At 43.4% G+C, this 12,679-nt stretch carries 7 protein-coding genes; all 7 read left to right on the top strand.

The genetic code is table 11. From position 1 onward, the window contains the following. The first annotated feature begins 53 nt into the window (after positions 1-53). Positions 54-416: a 50S ribosomal protein L7/L12 gene (gene rplL, locus ATS76_RS04750; protein ID WP_006791261.1), complete on the top strand. Its 363-nt coding sequence runs from the start codon at positions 54-56 to the stop codon at positions 414-416. A gap of 270 nt (positions 417-686) precedes the next feature. Further along, entirely contained in the window at positions 687-4,712 is a 4,026-nt protein-coding gene (gene rpoB / locus ATS76_RS04745) for a DNA-directed RNA polymerase subunit beta (protein ID WP_058551265.1), read from the top strand. Between the two features lie 104 nt (positions 4,713-4,816). After that, positions 4,817-9,004: a DNA-directed RNA polymerase subunit beta' gene (gene rpoC / locus ATS76_RS04740; RefSeq protein ID WP_058551264.1), complete on the top strand. Its 4,188-nt coding sequence runs from the start codon at positions 4,817-4,819 to the stop codon at positions 9,002-9,004. A 193-nt stretch (positions 9,005-9,197) separates the two neighbouring features. After that, entirely contained in the window at positions 9,198-9,572 is a 375-nt protein-coding gene (gene rpsL / locus ATS76_RS04735) for a 30S ribosomal protein S12 (RefSeq protein WP_002958885.1), read from the top strand. Positions 9,573-9,669: 97 nt separating this feature from the next. Next, complete coding sequence (rpsG, locus tag ATS76_RS04730) at positions 9,670-10,140, top strand: 30S ribosomal protein S7 (RefSeq protein WP_004588211.1); 471 nt, start codon at positions 9,670-9,672, stop codon at positions 10,138-10,140. 27 nt (positions 10,141-10,167) lie between these two features. Continuing rightward, positions 10,168-12,282, top strand: coding sequence for an elongation factor G (fusA, locus tag ATS76_RS04725; RefSeq protein ID WP_058551263.1), 2,115 nt, complete (start codon positions 10,168-10,170; stop codon positions 12,280-12,282). A 62-nt stretch (positions 12,283-12,344) separates the two neighbouring features. After that, a partial coding sequence (locus ATS76_RS04720) for a GTP-binding protein (RefSeq protein WP_201023491.1) occupies positions 12,345-12,679 on the top strand: 335 nt, incomplete at its 3' end.

The raw sequence follows: 12,679 nt of genomic DNA, 5'->3' as shown, positions 1-12,679 counted from the left end.
TCGGTGTAAAATTTATTTGGACCTAGAGTCCGTTAATTATTAGGAAATTTGTAATGTCTGTATCTAAAGACCAAATCCTTGACGCAATTGCTGAAATGTCAGTAATGGACGTTGTTGCTCTTGTTGAAGCAATGGAAGAAAAATTCGGCGTAACTGCTGCAGCTGCTATGGTAGCAGGTCCTGCTGCTGAAGCTGCTGAAGAGAAAACAGAATTTGACGTAATCCTTACTGGCGCTGGCGCTAACAAGGTTGCTGCAATCAAAGCTGTTCGTAGCGCTACAGGCCTTGGCCTTAAAGAAGCTAAAGCACTTGTTGAAGCTGCTCCTACACCTGTTAAAGAAGGTGTATCTAAAGAAGAAGCTGAAGCACTTGCAAAAGACCTTACTGAAGCTGGTGCTGAAGTTGAGGTTAAGTAATTTAGCTTACGCTAAGTTCGCTGCCTGAGAAATCAGGCAAGGGCTGGTGATTATTTAATCACCGGCCTTTTTGCGCTATGGAGTGATGCACTCTTATAGCGCAAATAAAATCTAATTATTTCTTTACTTTCAACGCTTTATAGTTTGCTAGTGTTGAGAAGGGATTTAATTAGAACAACAATAAAATGTTGTAAATCTTGGCATAGCTGCCAGTTAAGTCTGTTCTTACAAGAACAGGTCGGGTCAAAGATCAGCAAGCTGAGGAACCCCATGGCTTACTCTTATTCTGAAAAGAAACGTATCCGTAAGGATTTTGGTAAACGTCCACAAGTTTTGGATATACCTTTTTTACTGTCTACACAGTTAGAATCGTTTAAAAAATTCTTAGTGCCGGACGCTGATGGCGATCATGGTTTGGAAGCTGCCTTCCGTTCTGTGTTCCCTATAAAAAGCTACTCGGGAAATTCTGAGCTTCAATACGTAAGTTACCGTATTGGTGAGCCAGTTTTCGATGTAAAAGAATGTCAAATTCGCGGTGTGACTTATTCTGCTCCACTTCGCGTGAAACTGCGTCTTGTTGTTATGGACAAAGAAGCTCCAGGCACAGTTAAAGACATTAAAGAGCAAGAAGTTTACATGGGCGAAATTCCGCTCATGACCGATACCGGTACCTTTGTAATCAATGGTACAGAGCGTGTTATCGTTTCTCAGCTACACCGTAGCCCTGGTGTATTCTTTGATAACGACCGCGGTAAAACTCATTCATCAGGTAAAGTATTATATAACGCACGCGTTATTCCTTACCGTGGTTCATGGTTAGACTTCGAATTTGATGCAAAAGATAACTTATATGTACGTATTGACCGTCGTCGTAAATTACCGGCGTCTATTATATTACGTGCACTTGAGTACTCTAGTGAAGAAATCCTAGATATCTTCTTCGATACAACTGCGTTTGAAGTAGCTGACGGTAAAGTTCTTATGGAACTTGTACCTTCGCGTTTACGTGGTGAAACTGCCGCTTTTGATATCAAAGGCGAAGACGGTGAAGTACTTGTTGAAAGTGGACGTCGTGTTACGGCTCGTCACATCAAGAGTATCGAGAAAAAAGGCATTAATCAGTTAGAAGTACCTCATGAGTACATCATTGGCCGTATTATTTCTAAAAACTACGTTGATGAATCAACGGGTGAAGTTATTGCAAATGCGAATGATGAATTAACTCTTGAGCTTATGGCTGAATTAGTTAAAGCCGGTCACACTACCATTGATACGTTGTATATCAATGAAGTGGACAGCGGTGCTTACATGTCAAATACATTGAACATTGACTCTTCAAGCAACCGTTTAGAAGCACTAGTAGAAATTTATCGCATGATGCGCCCAGGCGAGCCACCGACGAAAGACGCGGCTGAAGCCTTATTCCAAAACTTGTTCTTCTCTGAAGAACGTTACGACCTTTCAACTGTTGGTCGTATGAAGTTTAATAGCCGTGTTGGTTACGATTCTGACACAGGCCCAGGCACATTAAGCAAAGAAGACATCGTGTCTGTTATGAAAGTATTAATTGCTATTCGTAACGGTCAAGGCGATGTTGATGATATCGACCACTTAGGCAACCGTCGTATACGTAGTGTTGGCGAAATGGCTGAGAACCAATTCCGTGTTGGTCTAGTTCGTGTAGAACGTGCTGTACGTGAGCGTTTAAGCTTAGGTGACCTTGACGCGATAATGCCACAAGATCTTATTAACGCTAAACCTATTTCGGCAGCGGTTAAAGAGTTCTTCGGCTCGTCTCAGTTATCACAGTTTATGGACCAAAATAACCCGCTATCAGAAGTTACGCATAAGCGTCGTATTTCTGCATTAGGTCCGGGCGGTCTAACTCGTGAACGCGCTGGCTTTGAAGTACGTGACGTTCACGTAACTCACTACGGTCGCGTATGTCCAATCGAGACGCCTGAGGGTCCAAACATCGGTCTAATTAACTCATTGTCTACGTACGCACGTACAAATGACTACGGTTTCTTAGAAACACCTTACCGCAAAGTGGTAGACGGTGTAGTAACTGATGAAGTTGATTACTTATCAGCCATTGAAGAAGGTCAGTTTGTTATCGCACAGGCGAACTCAAACTTAACTGAAACCAATGAGTTTGTAGATGAACTTATTCCATGTCGTCACAAAGGTGAATCAACCTTTATGGGTCGCATGGACCAGCAATATATGGATGTATCACCACAGCAGGTGATCTCTGTAGCAGCAGCACTTATCCCGTTCCTAGAACACGATGATGCTAACCGCGCATTGATGGGTTCAAACATGCAACGTCAAGCAGTGCCAACATTGAAAGCGGATAAACCGTTAGTAGGTACTGGTATTGAGTTAACACTAGCGAAAGACTCTGGTGTAACGATTGTTGCAAAACGTGGTGGTGAAGTAATGTATGCTGACGCAAGTCGCATCGTTGTAAACGTACATGAAGAAGAACGCATCCCTGGTGAAGCGGGTATCGACATCTACAACTTAACCAAATACACACGTTCTAACCAAAATACATGTATTAACCAAAAACCAACGTGTATGGTTGGTGAACCGGTTACTCGTGGTGACGTGTTAGCAGATGGCCCTTCGACTGACTTAGGTGACTTAGCCCTTGGTCAAAACCTTCGCGTGGCATTTATGCCATGGAACGGTTATAACTTCGAGGATTCAATCTTACTATCAGAGCGCGTAGTTGAAGAAGATCGTCTAACGACTATCCACATTCAAGAACTACAGTGTGTTGCCCGTGATACTAAATTAGGTCCAGAAGAGATCACTGCAGATATCCCGAATGTGGGTGAATCTGCACTAGGCAAGCTTGATGAATCAGGCGTTGTTTATATTGGTGCCGAAGTTAAAGGCGGCGATATCCTAGTAGGTAAAGTGACTCCGAAAGGCGAAACACAGCTTACACCTGAAGAGAAGCTACTGCGTGCTATCTTCGGCGAGAAAGCATCTGACGTTAAAGACAGCTCTTTACGTGTACCAAATTCTGTAACAGGTACCGTAATTGACGTGCAAGTTTTCACCCGTGATGGTGTTGAAAAAGATAAGCGTGCGTTAGAAGTTGAAGACATGCAGCTTCGCGAAGCGAAGAAAGACTTCAACGAAGAGTTCCGTATTCTTGAAGCTGGCGTTTTAGAACGCGCTCGCAAGCTACTTGTAGCTGCTGGCTTTGATGAAAACAACTTAGTGTCATTAAATGCTGAAAAACTATTAACTCAAAGCCTTGCTGAAGAAGATAAGCAAGCTGAACTTGAGCAACTAGCTGCACAGTACGATGAACTTAAAGCTGAATACGATAAGAAGTTTGAAAACAAACGTCGTAAAATTACTCAAGGTGATGACTTAGCACCAGGCGTACTTAAAATTGTTAAAGTATACCTAGCTGTTAAACGTCGCATCCAACCGGGTGATAAAATGGCGGGTCGTCACGGTAACAAAGGTGTTATCTCGACTATCGTACCAGTAGAAGATATGCCATACGATGACAAAGGTCGTACGGTAGATATCGTACTAAATCCACTAGGTGTACCATCGCGTATGAACATCGGTCAGATCCTTGAAACACATATGGGTCTTGCTGCACGTGGTATCGGTGAGCGTTTAGAAGAAATGATGAAAGAGCAACGTGAGCTTCATGAGCTACGTGAATTCATCAAGCAAGCTTACGAAATTGGTGAATCTCGCCAAGTTGTAGACATTGCAAGTTTCTCTGATGACGAAATTCGTCGCCTAGCTGAAAACTTAAAAGGTGGTTTACCAATCGCTACTCCTGCATTTGATGGCGCTAAAGAAAGCGAAATCAAAGACATGCTAGAGCTTGGTGGATACCCTAGAAGTGGTCAGGTTACACTTTATGATGGCCGTACTGGCGATCAGTTTGAACGTCAAGTAACCGTTGGTTACATGTACATGCTTAAACTTAACCACTTGGTTGATGATAAGATGCACGCGCGTTCTACTGGTTCTTACAGCCTTGTTACTCAGCAGCCGCTGGGTGGTAAAGCACAGTTCGGTGGCCAGCGTTTTGGTGAGATGGAAGTATGGGCACTTGAAGCTTACGGTGCTGCTTACACTCTACAAGAAATGCTAACAGTGAAGTCGGATGACGTGAATGGTCGTACTAAGATGTATAAAAACATCGTTGATGGTAACCACAAGATGGAACCAGGTATGCCAGAATCGTTCAACGTATTGTTGAAAGAAATCCGCTCACTGGGTATCAACATCGAGTTGGAAGAAAATTAAGCCAATTAGATGCTGCAGTTAACGCTGCAGTATCTGTTACGGCTGAATAGAATGTAGGGACGAGATTACCCGTCCTCAAGATTAACTCCGACAGGAGAGCTAAGGTGAAAGACTTACTTAAGTTTCTGAAGCAACAAAATAAGACCGAAGAATTCGATGCAATTCGCATTGGTCTTGCTTCACCAGACATGGTTCGTTCATGGTCATACGGTGAAGTAAAGAAACCTGAGACTATTAACTACCGTACTTTCAAGCCTGAGCGCGATGGCTTATTCTGTGCCCGTATTTTCGGCCCAGTGAAAGATTATGAGTGTTTATGTGGTAAATATAAACGCCTTAAACACCGTGGTGTGATCTGTGAGAAGTGTGGCGTTGAAGTTACACTGACCAAAGTGCGTCGTGATCGTATGGGTCATATTGACCTTGCGAGCCCAGTAGCACATATATGGTTTTTAAAATCATTACCGTCACGTATCGGCTTAATGCTAGATATGACGCTTCGTGATATTGAACGTGTTCTTTACTTCGAATCATTCGTAGTAACTGAGCCAGGTATGACAACGCTTGAGCGTGGTCAGTTACTAGGTGAAGAAGAATACCTAGATGCATTAGAAGAGCACGGTGATGAGTTTGAAGCGAAGATGGGTGCTGAAGCAGTTTTAGACTTGCTTCGTGAGCTTGATCTTGGCCAATTAATTGCTGAGATGCGTGAAGAGTTACCAACAATTAACTCTGAAACTAAGCGTAAAAAAATCACTAAACGTCTTAAGTTAATGGAATCGTTCCACCAATCAGGTAATAACCCTGAGTGGATGATCATGACAGTACTTCCAGTATTGCCACCTGATCTACGCCCATTAGTACCTCTAGACGGTGGTCGTTTTGCAACATCTGATCTAAATGACCTTTACCGTCGTGTTATTAACCGTAATAACCGTCTTAAGCGTCTATTAGATTTAGCTGCACCAGATATTATCGTACGCAACGAAAAACGTATGTTACAAGAAGCGGTAGATGCGCTACTTGATAACGGTCGTCGTGGTCGTGCAATTACAGGTTCTAACAAGCGTCCGCTTAAATCTCTTGCTGATATGATCAAGGGTAAGCAAGGTCGTTTCCGTCAGAACTTACTTGGTAAGCGTGTAGATTACTCTGGCCGTTCTGTAATCACAGTGGGACCTACGCTTAAGCTTCACCAATGTGGTCTTCCTAAGAAGATGGCACTTGAGTTATTCAAACCGTTTATCTATGGCAAATTAGAGCGTCGCGGCATGGCTACGACAATTAAAGCTGCTAAGAAAATGGTAGAGCGTGAAGTAGCGGAAGTTTGGGATGTATTAGACGAAGTAATTCGTGAACATCCAGTATTACTTAACCGTGCACCAACACTTCACCGTTTGGGTATCCAAGCGTTTGAGCCTGTGCTTATTGAAGGTAAAGCGATTCATTTGCATCCATTAGTATGTGCGGCCTACAACGCCGATTTCGATGGTGACCAAATGGCGGTACACGTACCGCTAACAATTGAAGCGCAGCTTGAAGCTCGTGCGTTAATGATGTCTACAAACAACATCTTATCGCCAGCTAATGGTGAGCCAATCATCGTTCCTTCACAGGACGTTGTATTAGGTCTTTATTACATGACGCGTGATCGTATTAACGCGAAAGGCGAAGGCGCCGTATTTAAAGATCCTAAAGAAGCAGAAAAAGCATACCGCAGTGGTAATGCAGACCTTCACGCTATTGTGAAAGTACGTATTAGCCAGTCAGTTGCTAACGAACACGGTGTAGTAGAAGATACTACAACGGTTATCGAAACAACCGTAGGTCGTGCAATTCTGTCTCTAATTTTACCAACTGGTATGCCGTTTGAGTCAATCAACCAGCCACTAGGTAAAAAGCAGATTTCTAGCTTGTTGAATGAATGTTACCGTCGCTTAGGCCTTAAAGACACCGTTGTGTTTGCTGACCAAGTTATGTACACCGGTTTCCATTACGCAATGAAGTCTGGTGTTTCTATCGGTATCGATGACTTAGTTATCCCACCGGTTAAAGCGCAGATCATTGAATCAGCAGAAGCTGAAGTAACTGAAATCAACCAACAATTCCAATCAGGTCTTGTAACAGCTGGTGAGAAGTACAACAAAGTTATCGATATCTGGTCACGTGTAAATGAAAACTTATCACGTGAGATGATGGCTAACTTGTCGAAAGACACCGTTATCAACGCGAAAGGTGAAGAAGTAGAGCAACCGTCATTTAACTCAGTGTTTATGATGGCAGACTCAGGTGCTCGTGGTAGTGCCGCTCAGATCCGTCAGCTAGCAGGTATGCGTGGTCTAATGGCACGTCCAGATGGTTCAATCATCGAGACACCAATCACGGCTAACTTCCGTGAAGGTCTAAACGTACTTCAGTACTTCATCTCAACGCATGGTGCGCGTAAAGGTCTAGCCGATACAGCACTGAAAACAGCGAACTCGGGTTACCTAACGCGTCGTCTAGTAGACGTTGCACAAGATTTGGTAATCAACGAAGACGATTGTGGCACAGAAGATGGCTTAACAATGAAACCGCTTATTGAAGGTGGTGATGTTGTAGAAGCACTTCGTGAACGTGTTCTTGGTCGTGTTGTTGCTGAAGATATCGTTATTCCAGGTACTACCACAGTGCTTGTAGAACGTAATATCATGCTTGACGAAAAACTGTGTGACCTTTTAGAAGAGCACTCAGTAGATGAAGTTCGCGTACGCTCAGTTATTACATGTGATAACGACTTTGGTGTATGTGCTAAGTGTTATGGTCGTGACCTTGCACGTGGTCATATCATCAACGCGGGTGAATCTGTAGGTGTTATCGCGGCGCAGTCAATCGGTGAGCCGGGTACACAGCTTACGATGCGTACCTTCCACATCGGTGGTGCAGCATCAAGAGCGTCAGCTGAAAATAATGTACAAGTTAAAACTAACGGTACATTAAAACTTCACAATGCTAAGTATGTGTTAAACACAGACGGTAAGATTGTTATTACTTCTCGTTCAACGGAAATTACTATCATCGATAGTCATGGCCGTGAGAAAGAGCGTTATAAAGTACCTTACGGTGCGGTATTAACAGTGCAAGACAATGCTGAAGTTCAAGGTAACGACATTGTTGCTACTTGGGACCCGCATAGTCACCCAATTGTTCTTGAGCATAAGTCAAAAGTATCGTTCAGCGATATCGATGACTCAAATACAGAGACACAAACCGATGAACTAACCGGTTTAACTCGTATTGTTGTTAAAGACCTTGCTAAAGCCAATGCTAAAGCCAATGCTAAAGAACCTAAGCTTATCATCGAAAGTGAAGAGCGCGGTCTGCAAGAAACACGTTTACCTTCATTCACTACTATTGAAGTGACAGACGGTGCGACTGCAAACCCTGGTGACGTGTTAGCACGTATTCCACAAGAAGGTTCGAAAACTCGTGATATCACGGGTGGTCTACCACGCGTAGCCGACTTATTTGAAGCGCGTAAACCTAAAGAGCCAGCTATCTTAGCTGAGATCACAGGTACTATTAGCTTCGGTAAAGAAACTAAAGGTAAGAAGCGTTTAGTTATTACTCCACCAGAAGGCGATCATTACGAAGAAATGATTCCTAAGTGGCGTCAACTTAACGTGTTTGAAGGTGAGCAAGTGTCTAAAGGTGAAGTTATCGCCGATGGTCCTGAATCACCACATGACATCTTACGCTTACGTGGTGTGACTCATGTTGCTAACTACATCGTTAACGAAGTGCAAGAGGTTTACCGTTTGCAAGGCGTTAAGATCAATGACAAGCACATTGAAACAATTATCCGTCAGATGATTCGTAAATGTACAATTATACACGGTGGTGATACTGAGTTCTTAGCGGGTGAGCAAATTGAAGTAGCTCGCGTTAATATCGCTAATCGTGACCTTGAAAAACAAGGTAAAATCCCAGCGAAGTTTGAAATACAACTTATGGGTATCACGAAAGCATCACTAGCGACAGAATCTTTCATCTCTGCAGCGTCTTTCCAAGAAACAACACGTGTTCTTACAGATGCAGCAGTGAATGGTAAGAGCGATGAGCTTCGCGGTCTGAAAGAAAACGTAATTGTGGGTCGTTTGATCCCAGCCGGTACCGGTTTTGCGTATCATCAAGATCGTATGGCTCGCCGTAAACAAAGCAAAGAAGTAGTAGAAGAGCAAACAGTAAGCGCTGAAGAGGCAACTCAAGCACTAACTGATGCACTAAATGCTGATTTGTCTGGAAATCAATAAACTGTTCTTAATCAATGCATTAAGAGATCGTAAGGCAGTTAAGTGCTGTCTTGCGATTAGTTTAGGTTGACAGGTTAAACTTTGCTCATTAAAATTCCGCCACCCATTTACTTGTGTGCTAATTGCAGGCAAGTAATAAAGGGCGGATTTTTTATTTTTTTCAGTAGTAATTTTAATTTCAGGAGCTATTTAAATGGCAACTATTAACCAGCTAGTGCGTAAGCCACGCCGTAGCAAGGTTACGAAAAGTAACTCAGCTGCACTAAAAGCGTGTCCGCAAAAGCGCGGTGTATGTACTCGTGTATATACAACTACACCTAAGAAACCAAACTCAGCGTTACGTAAAGTAGCTCGTGTACGTTTAACTAACGGTTTCGAAGTAACATCTTACATCGGTGGTGAAGGTCATAACCTTCAAGAGCACAGTGTAATCCTAATCCGTGGTGGTCGTGTTAAAGATTTACCAGGTGTGCGTTTTCACACTGTACGTGGTGCACTTGACTGTGCAGGCGTTAGCGACCGTCGTCAAGCTCGTTCTAAATACGGTGCAAAACGCCCTAAAGGGTAATTGTATTCCGTTAGTAAGGCCAAGCACTAAATATCATTAATTATTGTTTTGGGTGATTGACTCGAAAGAGCAAACCTGAATAAACCGGAGATACAAAATGCCTAGAAGACGCGTAATAGGTCAACGTAAAATTCTTCCAGATCCTAAGTTCGGATCGGAACTTCTTGCTAAATTCGTTAACATCGTAATGTTAGACGGCAAGAAATCTACTGCTGAAAAAATTGTTTATGGTGCGCTAGACGTGGCTGCTGAGAAATCAGGCAAGTCGCACCTAGAAATCTTTGAATCTGCACTTGATAACATCCGTCCACAGGTTGAGGTTAAATCTCGCCGTGTTGGTGGTTCAACTTATCAAGTACCAGTTGAAGTACGTCCAGTTCGTCGCAACGCATTAGGTATGCGTTGGTTAGTAGACGCTGCACGTAAGCGTGGCGAAAAATCTATGGGCTTACGTTTAGCTCAAGAAATCGTTGACGCTGCTGATAATAAAGGCACTGCGGTTAAGAAACGTGAAGACGTTCACCGTATGGCTGAAGCGAATAAAGCATTCGCTCATTACCGTTGGTAATCTGTCCTTAACCTTTAAGAGGATCATATGGCACGTACAACTCCACTTGAGCGCTACCGTAATATCGGCATAGTAGCTCACGTAGATGCAGGCAAAACCACCACAACAGAACGTGTTCTGTTCTACACAGGTCTTTCTCATAAGATCGGTGAAGTACATGATGGCGCTGCAACTATGGACTGGATGGAGCAGGAACAAGAGCGTGGTATCACAATCACTTCTGCTGCAACAACGTGTTTTTGGAAAGGGATGGACGCTCAATTTGACGCCCATCGTATCAATATTATTGATACTCCAGGACACGTAGATTTCACCATCGAAGTAGAGCGTTCTTTACGCGTACTTGATGGTGCGGTAGTTGTGCTTTGTGCTTCTTCTGGTGTACAGCCGCAAACTGAAACAGTTTGGCGTCAAGCGAACAAATACGCAGTTCCGAGAATGATCTTCGTAAACAAAATGGATCGCACGGGCGCTGACTTTTTAGCTGTTGTTAGCCAGGTGAAATCTCGTCTTGGAGCAACGCCTGTTCCAATTCAGTTGCCAGTAGGCGCTGAGGACGACTTTAAAGGTGTTATTGACCTTATAAAAATGAAAGTGATTAACTGGAACGAAGCGGACCAGGGTATGACTTTCACATATGAGGCAATACCGGCAGATCTTCTTGAGTCAGCTGAAGAATGGCGCTCTCATTTAGTTGAAAGCGCAGCTGAAGCCTCAGAAGAACTAATGGACAAATACTTAGAAGGTGAAGAGTTAAGTGAAGCAGAAATTAAAAATGCTTTACGCCAACGCACATTAGCCAATGAGATTGTTCCAGTAACTTGTGGAAGCGCATTTAAAAACAAAGGTGTTCAAGCTGTGCTTGACGGCGTTGTTGAATACATGCCTTCACCAGAACAAGTTAAACAAATCCAAGGTATCTTAGAAGATGGTACCGAAGAGGAACGTCAAGCTGATGATAAAGCGCCGTTTGCTGCACTTGCATTTAAAATTGCAACAGACCCGTTTGTTGGTACTTTAACCTTTTTCCGCGTCTACTCTGGTACTGTTAAACAGGGTGACGCGGTATACAACCCAGTTAAAAGTAAGCGTGAGCGACTTGGCCGTATCGTACAGATGCATTCAAACTCTCGTGAAGAGATCAAAGAAGTCTACGCAGGCGATATCGCGGCGGCTATTGGTCTTAAAGACGTTACAACAGGTGAGACACTGTGTGCTCCGAATTCAATTATTACGCTTGAGCGTATGGAATTCCCAGAACCAGTTATCTCTGTTGCGGTTGAGCCTCGCACAATCGCTGACCAGGATAAGATGGGTATCGCGCTAGGTAAACTAGCGGCTGAAGATCCGTCTTTCCGCGTACAAACCGACGAAGAATCAGGCCAGACAATTATTTCTGGTATGGGTGAACTTCACCTAGATATTATCGTCGACCGTATGAAACGTGAATTCAGTGTTGAATGTAACGTTGGTAAGCCGCAGGTTTCATACCGTGAAGCTATTCGTTCAACTGTTGAAGTTGAAGGAAAGTTCATTCGTCAATCAGGTGGTCGTGGTCAATATGGTCACGTTTGGTTGAAGCTTGAACCGATGGATATTTCGGATGATGATTCTCCAATTTACGAATTCGTTAACGAAACCGTAGGTGGATCAGTTCCTAAAGAATACATCCCAGCGGTAGACAAAGGTATCCAAGAGCAAATGTCTCAAGGTGTACTGGCAGGCTATCCTTTACTTGGCGTTAAAGCGACTTTATATGATGGTTCATTCCATGATGTAGATTCGAATGAAATGGCATTTAAAATTGCAGGTTCATTAGCTATGAGAGACGGTGCGCTTAAAGCAAACCCAGTTCTTTTAGAACCACTAATGAAGGTTGAGGTAATCACTCCTGACTCAAACATGGGTGATGTAGTTGGCGACTTAAACCGTCGTCGCGGCATGATCGAGGGCATGGAAGATGCACTTGGTGGACTTAAGCAAATAAATGCGCAGGTTCCACTGTCTGAAATGTTCGGTTATGCGACTGCTTTACGTTCTGCAACTCAAGGTCGTGCTTCTTACTCTATGGAGTTTTTGAAGTACGCTGAAGCCTCAAAGCAGGTTGCAGATACAATAATTTCAGCTCGCGCTGTAATATGATTTTAGCTTGTCTGGCTCAATAGTGAGTCAGGCTTTAATTTCTTAATTAGGAATTTTTTAAGATGGCAAAAGAAAAGTTTGAACGCGTAAAACCGCACGTAAACGTTGGTACAATCGGCCACGTTGACCACGGTAAAACTACACTAACTGCAGCAATCACTAACGTACTTGCAAAAGTATACGGCGGTGTTGCTAAAGATTTCGCATCAATCGATAACGCTCCAGAAGAGCGTGAGCGTGGTATCACTATCTCAACTTCACACGTTGAGTACGACACACCAAGTCGTCACTACGCACACGTAGATTGTCCTGGTCACGCCGATTATGTTAAAAACATGATCACAGGTGCTGCACAAATGGACGGCGCTATCTTAGTAGTAGCTGCAACTGACGGCCC

This window comes from Pseudoalteromonas sp. 10-33, assembly GCF_001469195.1.
Taxonomy (GTDB): Bacteria; Pseudomonadota; Gammaproteobacteria; order Enterobacterales; family Alteromonadaceae; genus Pseudoalteromonas.
Note: the sequence above shows the minus strand (reverse complement) of the source record. Positions and strands in the feature narration are given on the sequence as shown.

Bases quoted from the DNA above. Each gene is read 5' to 3' on its own strand.
- rplL (WP_006791261.1), top strand. From the start codon at position 54: ATGTCTGTATCTAAAGACCAAATCCTTGACGCAATTGCTGAAATGTCA.
- rpoB (WP_058551265.1), top strand. From the start codon at position 687: ATGGCTTACTCTTATTCTGAAAAGAAACGTATCCGTAAGGATTTTGGT.
- rpsL (WP_002958885.1), top strand. From the start codon at position 9,198: ATGGCAACTATTAACCAGCTAGTGCGTAAGCCACGCCGTAGCAAGGTT.
- rpsG (WP_004588211.1), top strand. From the start codon at position 9,670: ATGCCTAGAAGACGCGTAATAGGTCAACGTAAAATTCTTCCAGATCCT.
- fusA (WP_058551263.1), top strand. From the start codon at position 10,168: ATGGCACGTACAACTCCACTTGAGCGCTACCGTAATATCGGCATAGTA.